This is a genomic window from Pseudomonas sp. AC355 (assembly GCF_979258205.1).
The window spans coordinates 3,273,535-3,291,962 of record NZ_OZ409843.1; the positions used below are offsets into that span (position 1 = coordinate 3,273,535).

Consider the following 18,428-nt stretch of genomic DNA (forward strand, 5'->3'; position numbering starts at 1 on the left):
GCTTTTGGGTGGCAACCGGGTCACTGCTATGACCATAGTCACCGCGGGCGGTTCAAAGCCCCGTGTGCGATTGCGTGCTACGTCACACTGTGGCAGGCCGCAACGAGTAGGTTTTGAGCTGCTCGGCGAAATCGCGCAGGGACTGAATGCCACTGGCTTCGGCGTCCTGCACCCAGTGTTTCATCGCTTCAAGCATGTCGTGGCCATTGGCGCTGGTCTTGGCCCAGATCTGCTGCAACGCCAGGCGTTTCTCATAAATGACCTTGAGCGCCTGACTGTGCGCCAGCATGGCGTCAATGTGCACCTGCTGCTTGTCCTGCAACAGACTCGGCTCCCGCGACAGCAAGCGCTTGGCACGACGGAACTGGTGCCGCACGGACTCGTCGGCCTTGGCCAGTTCCTGCTTGACCAGTGGGCCAATCACCAACTTGCGGTACTGGGCCATGATCTGGAAACGGTTGTTGAGGATCGCCATGGCGGTATCCATATCCAGAATGCCCTTGCCAGGCACCCGGTGCGCGATCGGCGCGACCCGCTGCACCTTGGCCAGGCGCAGGAAGCTGAACAGCTGTATCCAGGCCCAGCCCATATCGAACTCCCAGCGCTTGACCGACAGCTTGGCCGAATTGGGATAGGTGTGGTGATTGTTGTGCAGCTCTTCACCGCCCACGATGATGCCCCAAGGCAACAGATTGGTGGCCGCGTCGCGGCACTCGAAGTTGCGATAGCCGACTGCGTGGCCAAGGCCGTTGATGACACCGGCGGCCCAGAACGGAATCCACATCATCTGAATCGCCCAGACGGTAAGACCCAGCGCGCCGAACAGCGCCACGTCGATGACCATCATCAACGCAATACCGCCCATGGGAAAACGCGAGTAAATCTTGCGTTCTACCCAGTCATCAGGGCAATTTTTGCCATAAATACGCAAGGTATCCTGATTCTTCGCCTCTTCGGCATACAATTCAGCACCTTTACGCATGACCGTTCCCAACCCCTTTACCACCGGGCTGTGAGGGTCTTCTGCGGTTTCACACTTGGCGTGGTGCTTACGATGGATGGCGGTCGCATTCGCGGGTGTTCATGGCCGTGCTTAGCCACAACCAGAAGCGGAAGAAATGTTTGAGCGCAGGATGCAGCTCCAGGGAGCGGTGCGCCGAGTAACGGTGCAGGTAGACCGTTACGCTGACAATGGTGACGTGGGTCATCAGCAAGGTAACGATGATGAGTTGCCAGACCGACAGGTCGAGAAAGCCGTTGTACCACATAGGTCGGGGTACCTCTTGCAGAGAAAAACGCGGGTCGGCGAAAAGGCCGACGCCTGCATTATCAACATCAACCGTTGGAAAACCACTTGGTCTTTTGGCTGAGAATGTTACAACGCAGGCTCCACTAGTGACCTTTACTCGAGATCAAGAACCGAGCCATCCGTTATGAGCACTCGCCAAGGCGCATTACGCCTGACTTTCAACTACCTGGTGGCAGCAGGCCTGTGGATTATCTTCAGCGACATGCTGCTAGCGTCGCTCGGCCTGACTGTCCGACAGACGGAGCAGGTTCAGGTCTGGAAAGGCCTGATCTTCGTCCTGCTGACCAGCGCTCTGCTGTATCTGACGATACGCCATCACCTCGAACGGCAGGCACTCATCGGTACAGCTCTGCGCGCCAGCGAAGAGCGTCTCAGCCTGGCCCTGTCGGCTACCGAGGACGGTCTTTGGGATTGGGATCTGCGTCGCCAAAACGTTTACTACTCGACGGGCTATCACACCCTGCTGGGCATGAAGGATGGCGAGCTGAGCACGGATCGCCAGCAGTGGGAACAACTGTTGCACCCCGAAGATCGACCACATTACCACCGCGCCATCGCCGAAATCATGCAGGCGACAAGCGATACGTCTTACGAGAATACTTACCGCCTACGCCATCGCGACGGCAGCTATCGCTGGGTAATGTCACACGGCCGCCTGCGCCTCGATGCCCAGGGCCACCCGGAACGCTTCATCGGCACGATACGAGACATCACCCAGCGCCGCGCCGATGCCGACAGCCTGCGACAGGCATCAGCGGTGTTCGAGTCCACCCAAGAGGGCGTACTGGTCACGGACGCGCGGCAGAACATCGTGCACATCAACCCGGCGTTCAGTCGGATCACCGGCTACAGCGAAGCGGAAATCCTCGGCAAGCACCCAACGCTGCTGAAATCCGGCCGCCACGACGCCGCTTTCTACCAGCACCTCTGGCACACCCTGCAGACCCAGGGCGCCTGGAGTGGCGAAGTCTGGAACCGCCGCAAGAACGGTGAAATCTACCCGCAGTGGCAATGCATCCGTGCCATACACGACGACAACGGGCTGCTCAGCCACTATGTCGCCGTGTTCTCCGATATCAGCGTGCTCAAACATTCCCAGCATGAGCTGGATTACCTGGCCCACCACGACCCACTGAGCAATCTGCCCAACCGCCTGCTGTTCACCGAACGTGTCGAACACGCCCTCGATCGGGTGCAAAGCGAAGCCCATCGGGGCGCCGTGCTGGTAGTCGATCTGGATCACTTCAAGCACATCAATGAGAGCCTCGGCCATAACGTCGGCGACCTGCTGCTCAAGGCCACCGGCGAACGGCTCGCCAAGCATCTCGATAAAGGCACCACACTGGCGCGACTGGGCGGCGATGAATTCGGCCTGCTCAGTGAAGACTGCGCCGAGGCCGAACAGGCTGCCCATTTGGCTCAACGGTTAATCGATTGCCTTAACGAGCCTTTTATTCTAGACGGCCAGGAACTGTTCATTTCCGCCAGCATCGGCATCTGCCTGTATCCGGACAATGCACAAACCGTCGAACAAGTACTGCGCAATGTGGATTCGGCCCTGTTCAAGGCCAAGAGCAGTGGCCGCGAAGGCTTTGCCTTCTATGATCTGGCTCAGACCAAGTATGCGCGCCAGCGCTTAGAGCTCGTCGCAGGCCTGCGCCATGCGCTTGAGAACGACGAACTGCGCGTGCACTACCAACCGCTGATCTGCCTCGCCGAGGGGCGGATGATTGGGGTGGAAGCTCTGGTGCGCTGGCAGCATCCGCAGCGCGGCCTAGTACCGCCTGGTGAGTTCATCCCGATTGCCGAAGACAGCGGCATGATCAGCGCCATCGATGCTTGGGTGCTCGAGCATGCCTGCCGGCAGATGGTCGCCTGGCGGGCTTCGGGCAGCAGCCTACAGTTCGTAGCAGTGAACATTTCCAGCCGCCTGTTCAGCCGTGGCGAGATTGATCAGCGAGTCGCTCAGGTGCTCACCGATACCGGCCTACCGGCCGAATGCCTGGAGCTGGAAGTGACCGAGAGCGCGGTGATGGACAACCCGGATCAGGCCCAGGCGCTGCTTGAGCGCTTGCGCGTACTCGGCGTGCGCTTGGCCATCGACGATTTCGGCACCGGTTACAGCTCACTGGCACGCCTCAAGCGCCTGCCGGTGCAAAAGCTCAAGCTCGACCAGAGCTTCGTCGCCGGCTTGCCCCATGACAAGGACGATCGGGCGATCACCCGCGCCGTCATCGCCCTTGCCCACAGCATGGAAATGAAGGTGCTCGCAGAAGGTGTGGAGCGCGGTGAGCAGCAGGACTACCTGCGCCAGCTGGGTTGCGATTATGCCCAGGGCTACTTCATCGGCCGGCCCGTGCCAGCCGACGTTCTGGAACAGAAGTAGCGATGCCTCACCCGGCGAGCCCAGTCGACGGTGCTGGGTTCGCCACGGCCTGGCGGCGCCCGGAGTCGCTGCCAGGCAGGCTCAGAACAGCGCTTTGCGCGCTTCGCTGCTGAGCACTTCTTCAGGGCGCTGGGAAATCGCCTCGGCGACCTGATAGGCACGCTGTACCGCAGAGCGGTTGCCCATGCGCGCCAGCCAGGCGGCCATATTGGGGAAGTCTTCGAGACGCTGACGCTGCAGCTCCCAGCCTTTGGCCCAAGGGTAGATGGCGATGTCCGCTATCGAATAATCGCCTGCCACGTACTCCTGACCTTCGAGCTGGCGATCCAAAACCCCGTACAGGCGGGCGGTCTCCTTAACGTAGCGGTCGATGGCGTAAGGAATCTCCTCAGGCGCGAAACGCACGAAGTGATGATTCTGCCCGGCCATCGGCCCTAGACCGCCCATCTGCCAGTGCAGCCATTGCTGAACCTGAACGCGCATCCGCGGCTGCAGCGGCATGAACCGCCCGACCTTGTCGGCCAGGTACTCGAGAATCGCGCCGGACTCGAATACCGAGATCGGCTCACCGCCATCACTGGGGTTGTTGTCGACGATGGCCGGAATCCGATTGTTCGGCGAGATTTTCAGGAATTCCGGCTCGAACTGCTGGCCGGTACCGATATTCACCGGGTGCACGTTGTAGTCCAGGCCGCTTTCCTCGAGAAAGATGCTGATCTTGTGGCCGTTGGGGGTCGTCCAGTAATGAAGGTCGATCATGGGGCGCTCCTGTCGATCGGGCGCAGCTGCACTGCAGCTGCCGATTGCAATGGGTAGAGCTTGGAGCCGGGCCAGCCGCGCAGAGTTCAGACCCGGTGACCTGCGCGGCCCACGAGTCGTCCAGCATGCCTGTCGGTGCCGTGACGGGCAGCGATACTTTTAACCAGATGGCGCGAACCGCCTCTCGCCCTGCACACTCCAAGCGAGGCACAATCGAAGCGCCGTATGCCGATGGCTGCGGCTCAGTCCATTCACCCGTGAAGGTCGCCAACCCGGATGTCGTCCCCCTCCCTGCGCCACTCCCTGCGTCGTCTCTGGGCAATGGACAAGTTCAGCTACAGCCTGCGGGTTTTCATCGCCCTCGGCGGCAGCCTGGCGCTGTGCTGGTACCAGGGCTGGATGCACAGCCTGATACCGCTGTTCCTCGGTGTGATCGCCAGCGCCCTGGCGGAAACCGACGACAGCTGGCAGGGCCGCCTGACCGCGCTGCTGGTGACCCTAGGCTGCTTCAGCGCCGCGGCCTACACGGTGGAGTTCCTGTTCCCCTACCCGTGGCTGTTCGTCAGCGCCCTGGCCCTGTCGGCGTTCTCTCTGACCATGCTTGGCGCCCTGGGTGAACGCTTCGCGACCCTCGGCTCGGCGACGCTGATCCTCGCCGTGTACAGCATGATTGGCGTGGAACAGCGCGGCGGCATCGCCGGGCTGTGGCTGGAGCCCTTGCTGCTGGTCGCCGGCGCTGCCTGGTACGGCGTGCTGTCGGTGCTATGGAACGCACTGTTCGCCCATCAGCCGGTGCAGCACAGCCTGGCACGGTTGTTCCGTGAGCTCGGCCTGTACCTCAAGCTCAAGGCGGCGCTGTTCGAACCCTTGCGCCAGCTCGACGTGGAAGCTCGCCGCCTGGCCCTGGCCAAGCAGAACGGGCGTGTGGTGGCAGCACTCAACGCGACCAAGGAAATAATCCTGCACCGGGTCGGCAATGGCCGCCCCGAACCGAAAGTCAGTCGCTACCTGAAGCTCTACTTTCTCGCCCAGGATATCCACGAGCGCGCCAGCTCGTCGCACTATCCGTATAACGCCCTGGCCGAAGCGTTCTTCCATAGCGACGTGATGTTCCGTTGCCAACGCCTGCTGCGCCTGCATGGCAAGGCTTGCCACGCTCTGGCGCAGGCCATCGAACTGCGTCAACCGTTCGAATACGGCGAGCAGTACGGTCAGGCCCTGGCAGATCTGCAGGCCTCGCTGGAGCACCTGCGCATCCAGAGCAACCCGGCATGGCGCCACCTGCTGCGCTCGCTTGGCGCCCTGGCGGGCAACCTTGGCACCCTCGACCGCCTGCTGGGCAGCGCCAGCAACCCCGACGCCCTGGCCGAGGAGCAGGACAGCTCCCTGCTCGACCGCGAGCCGCAATCGCTGCGTGACGTCTGGGAACGCATCCGCCTGCAGCTGACTCCCACATCCCTGCTGTTCCGTCACGCCCTGCGCCTGTCCATCGCCCTGGCTGCCGGCTATGGCGTGCTGCACTGGATTCACCCGACCCAGGGCTACTGGATTCTGCTGACCACCCTGTTCGTCTGTCAGCCGAACTATGGTGCGACGCGAATGAAGCTGGTGCAGCGCATCATCGGTACCGTGCTGGGCCTGCTGCTTGGCTGGGCATTGATCGACCTGTTCCCGGCTCCGCTGATCCAGGCGTTCTTTGCCGTCGCAGCCGGCGTGGTGTTCTTCGCCACCCGCTCGAGCCGCTACACCGTGGCGACGGCGGCCATTACCCTGCTAGTGCTGTTCTGCTTCAACCAGGTGGGTGACGGCTACGGGCTGATCCTGCCGCGCCTGTTCGATACCCTGCTCGGCAGCCTGATCGCCGGCCTCGCGGTATTCCTGATCCTGCCGGACTGGCAGGGCCGACGCCTGAATCGCGTGGTCGCCAACACCCTGAGCTGCAACAGCACCTACCTGAGGCAGATCATTCGCCAGTACGCCGAGGGCAAGCGCGACGACCTCGCCTACCGCCTGGCCCGTCGCAACGCCCACAACGCCGACGCGGCGCTGTCCACCACCCTTGGCAACATGCTCATGGAGCCGGGGCATTTCCGTAAGGAAGCGGATATTGGCTTCCGCTTTCTGGTGCTCTCGCACACCCTGCTCAGCTACCTCTCGGGCCTTGGCGCGCACCGTGGCGAAACCCTGCTGGCCGACGAGCAGAGTGAGCTGCTGAGTAGCGCCGGGCGTATCGCCGAAAGCCTCGATGAAATCGCTCGCGGTCTCAACGAACAGAGCCCGATAGCCATTCAGAGCGACAGCGAGGAACACCTGGCCGCTACACTGGAGCAGATACCGGAGGAGCTGGAGGACGCGCAGCGGCTGGTACAGACCCAGTTGTCACTGATTGCCCGGCAGCTCGCCCCGTTGCGCACGCTGGCCGTTCACCTGCTGAAGAATCGTCCCAAGGCGACTACATGATGGATAAGCAACCCATCGTCCAGCAGGTCATCGAGCAACTGACTGCCGACCTGCTGGCCGCCGAACAGGCGGCGCGGGTCGCCCACGAAACGGCGACCCACGAAGAGAACATCGCCGAAAACAAGTACGACACCCTGGGCCTGGAGGCTGCCTACCTGGCTGCCGGGCAGGCACGCCGGGTGGAGGAAATCGGCCAGAGCCTGCGGGCCTGGCGGCAGTTGCAGCTGCGCCCCTACGACGAGGCACTGGGTATCCGCATTACCGCTCTGGTGTTGTTGGCTGACGAGGATGGCCGTGAACAGTGGCTGTTCCTCGGCCCGGATGGTGCAGCCATCAAGGTACGCGCCCAGCAGCGGGAAATCCTCGTGCTAAGCCCTAACGCGCCACTCGGTCAGCGCCTGCTGGGGCGTCACCCCGGCGACGAGATCGAGCTGAAGATCGCTGGGCGGATACAGCATCACGAGATCATCGAAGCACACTGACCAATGTCAGCGGCCTCAGCCCGGGGCGTTCGACTGCAGATCGCGCCAGGTCAGGTAAACGCGCAAATCGAACTCCAACTGCTGGTAGTCCGGTAGCATGTATTCGCAGAGTTTGTAGAACGCCTTGTTGTGGTCGCTCTCTTTCAGGTGCGCCAACTCGTGCACCACGATCATCTGCAGAAACTGCGGTGCGGCGTCGCGAAACAGCGAGGCCACACGGATCTCTTTCTTGGCCTTGAGCTTGCCACCCTGCACCCGCGAGATCGTGGTATGCAGACCGAGGGCTCGATGGGTCAGGTCGAGGCGATTGTCGAACAGCACCTTGTCGATGGCCGGCGCGTTCTTCAGGTGCTCCTGCTTGAGCGCCATGACGTAGGCGTACAGCGCCTTATCGCTTTGGATCGTGTGGCGGCCCTCATAACGCTGCGCCAGGTAATCGCCCAGGCGCTCACCGGCAATCATCTGACGCACCTGATCCTGTAGCGAGGTGGGATAACCCTGGAGATACTTCAATGGCGTCATAACTGCTCAACGGTCGAGGCTAGCGGCGGGATTATGCCTCAACCTACAGCGGAACCACCCGCAGTAGCCTGCCTTCGGCACTATCGGTCAGCAGGTACAGCGCGCCATCAGGACCATTGTAAACGCCACGGATGCGCTCCTCTAGCTCCTGGAACAGCACATCTTCGCCAGCCAGCCGGCCCTTCACCAGGCGCACACGGCGTACGCTCTTTTCGGCCAGTGTCGAAACGAACAGATCACCTTTCCAGTGCGGGAAGCGATCACCGGTGTATAGCGCCAGCCCGGATGGCGCCACTGACGGCGTCCAGTGCAATTGCGGGGACAGATAGCCCGGCAGCTCGGTAAAAGGCGTGACCATTGCGCCGGTGTAGTCGACCCCAAAGGACGCCAGCGGCCAGCCGTAATTACCGCCAGCCTGGATCAGGTTCAGCTCATCGCCGCCCTTGGGGCCGTGCTCGTGGCTGTAGAGGCGCTTGCGCTTGCCGTCGTAGACGAGGCCCTGCACATTGCGATGGCCAAGGCTGTAGATCTCTTCAGCAGCGCCGGGCTGACCGCGCAGCGGATTGTCCTCGGGGATGCTGCCGTCACGGTTCAAGCGCACCGTCTTGCCCAGGTGATTGGCCGGGTTCTGCGCCTGCTCGCGCCAGTCGAAGCCGTCTCCCAGGGTCAACACCAGAGTCTCGTCGGGCAGAAAGGCGATCCGCCCGCCGTAGTGCGAGGCGCCGGCCTTGGCCGGCTGGGCGGTGAACAGCACCTCGAAGTCGCGCAATTCGCCGTCTACCAGGCGAGCCCGCGCCAGCCGCGTATTGTTGGCGTCGATATCACCATGGGCATAGCTCAGGTAGATCCAGGGATCTTTGACGAACGCAGGATCCAGCACCACCTCCATCAAGCCTGCCTGAGTGGCGACGAAGGGCGCCGGCATCCCCTTGATCGGCTCGGCCTGCAGCTTGCCCTGGGCATCGATCAGGCGCAGTTGCCCGGTACGCTCGGTAACCAGCATGCGGCCATCGGGCAGGAAGGCCAGCGACCAGGGATGCTCGAGACCGCCAGTGACGGTTTCGATCCGGTAATCGGCATGGGCCAGGACACCTGCGCAAAGGCCCAGCATCAGCAGGACAGCTTTCAACATCACACCCTTGATTCGAAGAAAGATCATCAACGGCCAGCACCGCTGAAACGCGCGAAAGCCAGGCTACCAAGGCTGCCGCAGGTCATTAGCGCCAGCGTTCCCGCCAAGGTGCGATTGGCACCGATCAGTGTTGGCATAGGCGCCACGGCATTGGCCACACTTAGCGCCAACCAGACGGCCAAGGCTCCCGCGAGCAGGAAAACCAACCAGCGCAGGACACCTAGGCTGGGCGCGAGCCAGGCTGCCAATGGCAGCGCGACAATAAATGCAGCGATAACCAGCGCCGCGAACGTAGGGCTGAAGCCCAGCAGATCATGCAGGGTGGTCTGCATACGCACGTCCAGCGAAATATTGGCGCCGAGCTGTTGCAAAGCAGCGAGGTTGAATTGGGTTTGAACGATGCTGCCGAGCAACGTGGCCACAAGAACGGCCAAGCAGAACGGCTGCCAGGGACGGGAATTTTGAGGCATGGGAGCCGACATCCTGAAACGCGTGGCGGCAGTATGGCGTAGAGCACGCACCAGAGCGGCGCAGGTGTTTTACATGGTTTTACGCGATCCCACCGCAAGCCGGAAAACAGAGAGGCATGCCGGGTTGGAAAGGCTGTTTCAAGACCAAGAACGGTTGATCCGTCGAGCCATCATCAGCGCGCAGGTGGTGGGCAGAGCGGCTCGCAGCCTGGCCATCCTACAGGCCTGCGGGAGGACATAAAAAAGCCGCTTATCCATGAAGGACAAGCGGCTTCTCGGTGCGAGGAGGGACGCTTCGATCAGTTGATCTTGGCGGCCAACTCACCTTTTGCGTAACGCTGGAACATGCCTTCCAGGGAGATCGGCTTGATCTTCGAGGCATTGCCAGCGGTACCGAAGGCTTCGTAGCGAGCGATGCAGATATCACGCATGGCAGTGATGGTATGGGCAAAGTACTTGCGCGGGTCGAACTCGCTCGGATGCTCGGCCAGGAAGCGGCGGATAGCGCCGGTAGAAGCCAGACGCAGGTCGGTATCGATGTTGACCTTGCGCACGCCGTATTTGATGCCTTCGACGATCTCTTCGACCGGCACGCCGTAGGTCTCTTTGATCTCGCCACCATGCTCGTTGATGATCGCCAACCAATCCTGCGGTACCGAGCTGGAACCGTGCATCACCAGGTGAGTGTTGGGGATGCGCTTGTGGATGGCCTTGATACGCTCGATCGACAGCACGTCACCGGTTGGCGGCTTGGTGAACTTGTAGGCGCCGTGGCTGGTGCCGATGGCGATGGCCAAGGCATCGACCTGAGTCTTCTTGACGAAGTCGGCGGCTTCTTCCGGGTCGGTCAGCAGTTGGCTGTGGTCGAGCACGCCCTCTGCACCAACGCCGTCTTCTTCACCGGCCATGCCGGTTTCCAGGCTACCCAGGCAGCCCAGCTCACCTTCAACCGACACGCCGCAGGCGTGAGCGAAGGCAACGGTCTGCTGCGTGACGCGCACGTTGTAGTCGTAGTCGGCGGGGGTTTTGCCATCTTCTTTCAGCGAGCCGTCCATCATCACCGAGCTGAAGCCCAGCTGGATGGAGCGCTGGCAGATGTCAGGGCTGGTGCCGTGATCCTGGTGCATGCACACCGGGATATGCGGGAACTCTTCGATCGCAGCGAGAATCAGGTGGCGCAGGAACGGCGCACCCGCGTACTTGCGGGCACCAGCGGAGGCCTGGACGATGACCGGCGAATCGGTCTTGTCGGCAGCTTCCATGATGGCGCGCATCTGCTCGAGGTTGTTGACGTTGAAGGCCGGCACGCCATAGCCGAATTCGGCTGCGTGGTCGAGCATCTGGCGCATGCTGATAAGTGCCATGTTTTGCTATCTCCCGATAGGGCTCGTTAATCGTTCAAGCCTGCCGCAGTGGCAGGCGCTATTCAAGTACTGCTGTCAGGGCGCCTTGCAGCCGCGCCCCAGCAAATCGTCATTGGCGGTACGGTAGATCAGACCTTCCTCACCCTTGGTGTGAAAGGACAGCGTACCGTCGCTGTACAACACGCCGGAACCCGCGGGCTCCTGGCTCAAGCGGTGGACAACATCGCTGCCACCCATCCGCACATCGACTTTCTCGTGGGCACTGTCGGCATAGCGCCAGAACACTTCGGCCTGGCTGTCACACACCCAGCGGTTCCATTCCTGGCTGTCGGCATAGTCCTTCCCGGCACAGCCAGCGAGCATTGCCAGGCCGAACAACACGGCGGCACCTTTATAACGGTTCATCGCACTCTCCTTGTTACCTAGCAGTTCTGCTCACCAACGGGCGGCGTCGAATCACCGGTGCTCTGCCCTTCGATGCGCGGTTCGTCGCGCGTGGTCGGCAGATCGATTTGTGCCGGGCTAAGCACATCGCACGCTTGTTCGCGGGGCGATCCACCACCGGCACACCCACCCAGAACAGCACACACCACCACTACCATGGCCATGTTACGCATGAGGTCACTCCTTGCTGGCTAGTTTCCGTACAAGGTAATGACCGCCCGTAGGAGCCAAGGTTTAGCCGTTCTGCCTTACTTGGCTGCGCGTTGCTGCAACACTTCGACTGCCGGCAGTACCTTGCCCTCGACAAACTCGAGGAAAGCGCCGCCACCGGTAGAGATGTAGGAAATCCGCGACGCCACATCGTACTTGTCGATGGCCGCGAGGGTGTCGCCACCACCGGCAATGGAGAACGCCGGGCTTTCCGCGATGGCCAGGGCCAAGGTCTTGGTACCTTCACCGAACTGATCGAACTCGAACACACCAACCGGACCGTTCCACAGAATGGTCTTCGAGGCCTTGAGCAGCTCGGCGAACTGCGCTGCAGTTTGCGGGCCGATGTCGAGGATCATGTCGTCGTCAGCCACATCGGCCACCGCCTTGACGGTCGCAGTCGCGGCTTCGGAAAACTCCTTGGCGACCACTACGTCCACAGGCAGCGGCACGCTGACCTTGGCGGCGATGGCCTTGGCGGTATCGACCAGATCGGCCTCGTAAAGGGATTTGCCGACCGGATAACCGGCAGCGGCGAGAAAGGTATTGGCGATGCCACCACCGACGATCAGCTGATCGCAGATGCTGCTCAGGCTGTTCAGCACGTCCAGCTTGGTCGACACCTTGGAGCCAGCGACGATCGCCGCCATCGGCTGAGCGGGGGCACCCAGTGCCTTGCCCAGTGCATCCAGCTCGGCGGCCAGCAGGGGGCCGGCAGCGGCGACCTTGGCGAACTTGGCCACGCCATGGGTCGAGCCCTCGGCACGGTGGGCGGTACCGAAGGCATCCATCACGAACACGTCGCACAGCGCAGCGTATTGCTGGGCCAACTCGTCGGCATTCTTCTTCTCGCCCTTGTTGAAACGTACGTTCTCGAACAGCACCAGATCACCGGCTTTCAGTTCAACGCCGCTCAGGTAGTCCTTGATCAGCGGTACTTCGCGGCCCAGGGCCTTGCTCAGGTAATCGGCGACCGGCTTGAGGCTGTTCTCTTCGCTGAATTCGCCTTCGGTCGGGCGCCCCAGGTGCGAGCAGACCATTACCGCAGCGCCCTTCTCCAGGGCCAGTTTGATGGTCGGCAGGGCCGCGAGGATGCGCGCATCGCTCTTCACCACGCCGTCCTTGACCGGCACATTGAGGTCTTCGCGGATCAGCACGCGCTTACCTTGCAGGTCGAGGTCGGCCATTTTCGTGATGTTTACGGAAGCTGCAGTCATTGAGTCAGTCCTTAACAGGGGCTGGTGAAAGGGGAGCGGCGGCATCGAGAAAATGCACGGCCATGTCGAGCATGCGGTTGGCGAAACCCCATTCGTTGTCGAACCAGGCCAGCAGGTTGACCAGGCGTGGCCCGGAAACCCGCGTCTGACTGCCGTCGACGATCGCCGAGTGGGGATCATGATTGAAGTCGCAACTGGCGTGCGGCAACTCGGTGTACGCCAGCAGACCTTGCAGCGGCCCCTGTTCGGAAGCCTGGCGCAAGATCCGGTTAATCTCTTCGGTGCTGGTGTCACGGGAGGTCTGCAAGGTGATATCCAGGCAGGACACGTTGACCGTCGGCACCCGAATGGCTTTGGCCTGAATTCGCCCGGCAAGTTCCGGAAGCAGCCGTTCGATGCCTCGAGCCAGGCCCGTGGAGACCGGAATCACCGACTGAAAGGCCGAGCGCGTACGGCGCAAATCCTCGTCGTGATAGGCATCGATCACCGGCTGGTCGTTCATCGCCGAGTGAATGGTGGTGATCGAAATATACTCCAGTCCGATCGCCTCATTGAGCACCTTGAGCAGCGGCACCCCGCAGTTGGTGGTACAGGAAGCGTTCGACACCAGGCGCTCGGTACCATCGAGGCACTGCTGATTGACGCCATAAACCACCGTAGCATCGACATCGCTCTCGCTGGCCATCGGCTGGGACAACAACACCCGAGGCGCACCGGCTTGTAGGAAACGCTCGGCCTGCTCGCGCGTGGTGTACTGGCCGGAGCATTCGAGTAGCAGATCGATATCCAGCGCAGCCCAGTTGACACCTTCCGGCTCACGCTCGCGCAGTACGCGCACGCGTTCGCCGTTGATGTGCAGGCAATCGCCAACCACCTTCACCTCGCCGGGAAAACGCCCGTGGGTGGAGTCGAAGCGGGTCAGGTACTCGATGCTGGCCTGATCGGCCAGATCGTTGAGCGCGACGATTTCCAGACGCGCAGCGCCAGCACGCTCGTGCAGGGCACGCAGCACGCAACGGCCGATGCGGCCGTAGCCGTTCAGAGCAACGCGATAGGGGCGATGGGACATGGCGATCTCGGAGCGAGTCGATCATGGGGAAGGGACGAACCGCGCAGGCTCGTCCCTTCCTGCGGGGTCAAGCGTCCAGCAGCTCTTCGGCAGTGCCGATGATATTCTCGACGGTGAAACCGAAATGCTCGAACAGCTCACCGGCAGGAGCCGATTCACCGTAGGTTTCCATACCGATGACGCGACCTTCGAGGCCAACGTACTTGTACCAGAAGTCGGCGTGGGCAGCCTCGATGGCGATCCGCGCGGTGACCTGCAGCGGCAGTACAGACTGCTTGTAGCCAGCGTCCTGCTGGTCGAAGACGTTGGTCGACGGCATCGACACCACGCGAACCTTGCGGCCCTGCTCGGTCAGTTTGTCGGCAGCCTGGATGGCCAGACCGACTTCCGAACCGGTGGAGATCAGGATCAACTCTGGCTCGCCGGCGCAATCCTTCAACACGTAACCGCCACGGCTGATGGCCGCTTCGGTTTCATGGTCGCGCAGGTTATGCGGCAAGTTCTGGCGCGAGAAGATCAGCGCGCTCGGGCCGTCCTTGCGCTCGACCGAATGCTTCCAGGCCACTGCGGCCTCGACGGTATCCGCCGGGCGCCAGGTGTCCAGGTTCGGCGTGGTGCGCAGGCTGGTCAGTTGCTCGACCGGCTGGTGCGTCGGGCCGTCTTCGCCCAGGCCGATGGAATCGTGGGTGAACACGTAGAGCACGCGCAGCTTCATCAACGCGGACATGCGTACCGCATTGCGGGCGTATTCCATGAACATCAGGAAGGTCGCGCCGTAAGGCACCAGGCCACCATGCAGGGCAACGCCGTTCATGATCGCGCTCATGCCGAATTCACGCACGCCGTAGTACATGTAGTTGCCCGAAGCGTCTTCGGCGACCACCGGCTTGCAGCCTTTCCACAGGGTCAGGTTGGAACCGGCCAGGTCGGCCGAGCCGCCCAGCAGTTCCGGCAGCAGCGGGCCGAAGGCATTCAGGCAGTTCTGGCTGGCCTTGCGGCTGGCGATCGTTTCGCCTTTCTCGGCCACGGCGCGGATGAACTCGCTGGCCTTGGCGGAGAAATCGGCAGGCAGTTCACCGGCCATGCGGCGGATGAATTCGTTGGCCAGTTCCGGGTAAGCAGCGGAATAGGCAGCGAAACGCTGATCCCATTCGGCTTCGGCAGCCAGACCGGCTTCCTTGGCATCCCACTCGGCATAGATGTCGGCCGGGATTTCGAACGGCGCGTGGCTCCAGTTCAGAGCGGCACGGGTCAGGGCGATTTCGTCATGGCCCAGCGCGGCGCCGTGGGACTCTTCCTTACCCTGCTTGTTCGGCGAACCGAAGCCGATGATGGTCTTGCAGCAGATCAGGGTTGGCTGCTCGCTCTTGCGAGCGGTGTCGATGGCCATCTTGATCTCTTCGGGATCGTGGCCGTCGACATTGCGGATCACCTGCCAGCCGTAGGCTTCGAAGCGCGCCGGGGTATCGTCGGTGAACCAGCCGTGGACTTCGCCATCGATGGAGATGCCGTTGTCATCGTAGAACGCGATCAGCTTGCCCAAGCCCAGGGTACCGGCCAGCGAGCAGACTTCGTGGCTGATGCCTTCCATCATGCAACCGTCGCCCAGGAAGGCGTAGGTGTGGTGATCGACGATGTTATGGCCATCGCGGTTGAACTGCGCCGCCATGATCTTCTCAGCTAAGGCGAAGCCCACGGCGTTGGCGATGCCCTGGCCGAGCGGGCCGGTGGTGGTCTCGACGCCTGGCGCGTAGCCGTATTCCGGGTGACCCGGGGTGCGGCTGTGCAACTGACGGAAGTTCTTCAGGTCGTCGATGGACAGGTCGTAGCCGGTCAGGTGCAGCAACGAATAGATCAGCATCGAGCCATGGCCGTTGGACAGTACGAAACGGTCACGGTCAGCGAATTTCGGGTTGGCCGGGTTGTGTTTCAGGTAGTCACGCCACAGCACTTCGGCGATGTCCGCCATGCCCATAGGGGCACCCGGGTGGCCGCTGTTGGCTTTTTGCACGGCATCCATGCTCAGAGCACGAATGGCATTGGCACGCTCACGACGGCTGGGCATCGCTAATCTCCTGCGGGTGGCTGCCGTTAGGCAGCGGGGGTCGAAAAAGGCGGCCATTTTCGCCCAGCAGGCACTGCGGGGGCAATGACAGATGGTCGTTAGCCGAACGATTCCCGTGGTTTTCCTGGATAAAAGTGCTCAGCCTCTGGAAGCGAAGCGGTTTATCTCCCGTCGTGAGTAGCCAGGCAAGCGCGCGGCGAAGACCAATATCAAAACTTTTTGATATTGGTCTTGCTGCACAAAAAATCACCGACTAGACTGCGCGGCTTATGACTGTGCGCGCCTCTCAGCTCGACTTCGAGCCCGCCGATGCTCTCTCCGCCCTGTGCAAGGCAGCGGGCGATCCGCTGCGCCTGAATGTTTTGCGCGCACTGGCCAACGATTCGTTCGGCGTACTGGAGCTGGCGCAGATCTTCGCCATTGGCCAGTCCGGCATCAGCCACCACTTGAAGGTGCTGGCCCAGGCCGGCCTGGTGGCGACGCGCCGGGAAGGCAACGCGATTTTCTATCGCCGCGCCCTGGCCCAGATGGAAACTGTTGGCGGTACGCTGCACGGCGCCCTGCTCCAGGAAGTCGATCGGCTGACTCTGCCGCTCGAGGTGCGCGAACGCATCGCCCAGGTGCATCAGCAGCGCGCGGCTGCCAGTCAGGATTTCTTTGCCCGTAGCGCCGAGCGCTTCCAGGCTCAGCAGGATCTGATCGCCGGCCTGCCGCAATACCGCGACAGCGTGCTGGCCCTGCTCGACTCACTGGACTTTCCTGCCAACGCCCGCGCCCTGGAGATCGGCCCCGGCGATGGCAGCTTTCTGCCCGAACTGGCGCGCCGCTTCGGCCAAGTCACCGCACTGGATAACAGCCCGGCTATGCTTGAGCTGGCACGTCTGCGCTGTGAGCACGACGGCCTGGATAACGTGCAGTTGCAACTTGCCGACGCCCTGCTCGACGACTACCCCAGCGCCGACTGCGTAGTGTTGAACATGGTACTGCATCACTTCGCCGCACCGGCTCAGGCCCTGCAGACACTCGCAGGCCGCGTGAACGATGGCGGCAGCCTGTTGATCACAGAACTGTGCAGCCACAACCAAAGTTGGGCCCGGGACACCTGCGGTGATCTCTGGCTAGGCTTCGAACAGGACGACTTGGCCCACTGGGCCGTCGCCGCCGGCCTGACGCAAGGCGAGAGCCTGTATGTCGGCCTGCGCAATGGCTTTCAAATTCAGGTGCGCCATTTCCAGCGCACGCCATCACTCCCGTACGTGGCCGAAAGGCCCTCACTCGCCAGGACAATCGATAGATGAGCGAATACTCCCTGTTTACCTCCGAGTCCGTGTCCGAAGGTCATCCGGACAAGATCGCCGACCAGATTTCCGATGCCGTCCTTGACGCCATCATCACCCAGGACAAACACGCCCGCGTGGCCGTCGAAACACTGGTCAAGACCGGCGTGGCGATCATCGCCGGCGAAGTCACCACCAGCGCCTGGGTCGACCTCGAGCAGATCGTTCGCGACGTGATCTGCAACATCGGCTACACCAGCTCCGACGTCGGCTTTGACGGCGCGACCTGCGGCGTGATGAACATCATTGGCAAGCAGTCCCCGGACATCAACCAAGGTGTCGACCGCGCCAAGCCGGAAGATCAGGGCGCAGGCGACCAGGGCTTGATGTTCGGCTATGCCAGCAACGAAACCGACGTGCTGATGCCTGCGCCGATCCGTTTCTCCCACGCACTGGTTCAGCGACAGGCCGAGGCGCGTAAATCCGGCCTGCTGCCGTGGCTGCGCCCGGACGCCAAGAGCCAGGTCACCTGCCGTTACGAGCATGGCAAAGTGGTGGGCATCGACGCCGTGGTGCTGTCCACTCAGCACAACCCGGATGTCAGCCTGAGCGACCTGCGTGAAGCGGTGATGGAGCTAGTGATCAAGCACAGCCTGCCCGCCGAGCTGCTGCACAAGGACACTCAGTACCACATCAACCCGACCGGCAACTTCGTGATTGGCGGCCCAGTGGGCGACTGCGGCCTGACTGGCCGCAAGATCATCGTCGACAGTTATGGCGGCATGGCTCGCCACGGCGGTGGCGCTTTCTCCGGCAAGGATCCATCCAAGGTCGACCGCAGCGCGGCTTATGCCGGCCGCTATGTCGCCAAGAACATCGTCGCTGCCGGTCTGGCCGAGCGCTGCGAGATTCAGGTGTCCTACGCCATCGGCGTCGCCCAGCCGACGTCCATCTCGATCAACACCTTTGGCACCAACAAGGTCGCTGAAGAGACCATCATCAAGCTGGTACGCGAGGTGTTCGACCTGCGCCCGTACGCCATCACCAAGATGCTCGACCTGCTGCACCCGATGTACCAGCCGACCGCCGCCTACGGCCACTTCGGGCGCGAGCCACAGCAACTGACCGTCGGCGACGACAGCTTCACCAGCTTCACCTGGGAAAAGACCGACAAGGCCGCCGACCTGCGCGCCGCTGCAGGCCTCTAAGCCCTGCAAGACCCGGCGACCGCCGGGCCACAAAAAAGCCTCCGAGGACGTCGT

At 62.1% G+C, this 18,428-nt stretch carries 15 protein-coding genes and 1 pseudogene; 5 read left to right on the forward strand and 11 right to left on the reverse strand.

The window, feature by feature from the left end:
• Positions 1 to 82 precede the first annotated feature (82 nt).
• Positions 83 to 1,268 (reverse strand): annotated as a pseudogene (gene desA / locus ACZ0AI_RS15510) (delta-9 fatty acid desaturase DesA).
• A gap of 165 nt (positions 1,269 to 1,433) precedes the next feature.
• On the opposite strand from desA, the gene ACZ0AI_RS15515 reads away from it, so the two are divergent.
• The gene (locus ACZ0AI_RS15515) at positions 1,434 to 3,695 is read left to right on the forward strand and encodes a sensor domain-containing protein (protein WP_463566155.1); all 2,262 of its coding nucleotides are present in this window, start codon (positions 1,434 to 1,436) and stop codon (positions 3,693 to 3,695) included.
• A gap of 81 nt (positions 3,696 to 3,776) precedes the next feature.
• Here the strand turns inward: ACZ0AI_RS15515 and ACZ0AI_RS15520 are convergent, their stop codons facing one another.
• Positions 3,777 to 4,454, reverse strand: a complete 678-nt coding sequence (locus tag ACZ0AI_RS15520) for a glutathione S-transferase N-terminal domain-containing protein (protein ID WP_463562636.1) — start codon at positions 4,452 to 4,454, stop codon at positions 3,777 to 3,779.
• Positions 4,455 to 4,730: 276 nt separating this feature from the next.
• On the opposite strand from ACZ0AI_RS15520, the gene yccS reads away from it, so the two are divergent.
• Complete coding sequence (yccS, locus tag ACZ0AI_RS15525) at positions 4,731 to 6,914, forward strand: YccS family putative transporter (protein ID WP_463570033.1); 2,184 nt, start codon at positions 4,731 to 4,733, stop codon at positions 6,912 to 6,914.
• A complete protein-coding gene (locus ACZ0AI_RS15530) occupies positions 6,914 to 7,396 on the forward strand; it encodes a GreA/GreB family elongation factor (RefSeq protein WP_463562638.1) in 483 nt (160 codons plus the stop codon). Before yccS ends, ACZ0AI_RS15530 begins: the two co-directional genes overlap by 1 nt.
• A 15-nt stretch (positions 7,397 to 7,411) precedes the next feature.
• Here ACZ0AI_RS15530 and ACZ0AI_RS15535 read toward each other — a convergent pair whose 3' ends face one another.
• The 9 genes from ACZ0AI_RS15535 to tkt all read right to left on the reverse strand — a co-directional run bounded on the left by ACZ0AI_RS15535 (position 7,412) and on the right by tkt (position 15,889).
• Positions 7,412 to 7,918 carry a M48 metallopeptidase family protein gene (locus ACZ0AI_RS15535; protein WP_463562639.1) on the reverse strand — a complete coding sequence of 169 codons (507 nt, stop codon included), beginning with the start codon at positions 7,916 to 7,918 and terminating at the stop codon, positions 7,412 to 7,414.
• Positions 7,919 to 7,961: 43 nt separating this feature from the next.
• Positions 7,962 to 9,050, reverse strand: a complete 1,089-nt coding sequence (locus ACZ0AI_RS15540) for a PQQ-dependent sugar dehydrogenase (protein WP_463565951.1) — start codon at positions 9,048 to 9,050, stop codon at positions 7,962 to 7,964.
• A gap of 26 nt (positions 9,051 to 9,076) precedes the next feature.
• Positions 9,077 to 9,520 carry a hypothetical protein gene (locus tag ACZ0AI_RS15545; protein ID WP_463562640.1) on the reverse strand — a complete coding sequence of 148 codons (444 nt, stop codon included), beginning with the start codon at positions 9,518 to 9,520 and terminating at the stop codon, positions 9,077 to 9,079.
• Between the two features lie 299 nt (positions 9,521 to 9,819).
• On the reverse strand, positions 9,820 to 10,884 hold the full coding sequence (gene fba, locus ACZ0AI_RS15550) for a class II fructose-bisphosphate aldolase (RefSeq protein WP_070880313.1): 1,065 nt from the start codon (positions 10,882 to 10,884) through the stop codon (positions 9,820 to 9,822).
• A gap of 75 nt (positions 10,885 to 10,959) precedes the next feature.
• Positions 10,960 to 11,289, reverse strand: coding sequence for an MliC family protein (locus tag ACZ0AI_RS15555; RefSeq protein ID WP_463562641.1), 330 nt, complete (start codon positions 11,287 to 11,289; stop codon positions 10,960 to 10,962).
• A 17-nt stretch (positions 11,290 to 11,306) separates the two neighbouring features.
• Positions 11,307 to 11,501, reverse strand: a complete 195-nt coding sequence (locus ACZ0AI_RS15560) for a hypothetical protein (RefSeq protein ID WP_463562642.1) — start codon at positions 11,499 to 11,501, stop codon at positions 11,307 to 11,309.
• 75 nt (positions 11,502 to 11,576) lie between these two features.
• Positions 11,577 to 12,755 (reverse strand): phosphoglycerate kinase, encoded by a 1,179-nt coding sequence (locus ACZ0AI_RS15565; RefSeq protein WP_463562643.1) that lies wholly within the window; start codon positions 12,753 to 12,755, stop codon positions 11,577 to 11,579.
• A 4-nt stretch (positions 12,756 to 12,759) separates the two neighbouring features.
• A complete protein-coding gene (gene epd / locus ACZ0AI_RS15570; RefSeq protein ID WP_463562644.1) occupies positions 12,760 to 13,824 on the reverse strand; it encodes an erythrose-4-phosphate dehydrogenase in 1,065 nt (354 codons plus the stop codon).
• A gap of 67 nt (positions 13,825 to 13,891) precedes the next feature.
• Entirely contained in the window at positions 13,892 to 15,889 is a 1,998-nt protein-coding gene (gene tkt, locus ACZ0AI_RS15575) for a transketolase (protein ID WP_463562645.1), read from the reverse strand.
• A 269-nt stretch (positions 15,890 to 16,158) separates the two neighbouring features.
• On the opposite strand from tkt, the gene ACZ0AI_RS15580 reads away from it, so the two are divergent.
• The gene (locus ACZ0AI_RS15580; RefSeq protein ID WP_463562646.1) at positions 16,159 to 17,187 is read left to right on the forward strand and encodes an ArsR/SmtB family transcription factor; all 1,029 of its coding nucleotides are present in this window, start codon (positions 16,159 to 16,161) and stop codon (positions 17,185 to 17,187) included.
• Positions 17,184 to 18,374, forward strand: coding sequence for a methionine adenosyltransferase (metK, locus tag ACZ0AI_RS15585; RefSeq protein ID WP_463562647.1), 1,191 nt, complete (start codon positions 17,184 to 17,186; stop codon positions 18,372 to 18,374). The genes ACZ0AI_RS15580 and metK overlap by 4 nt, the downstream gene beginning before the upstream one ends.
• Positions 18,375 to 18,428 lie beyond the last annotated feature (54 nt).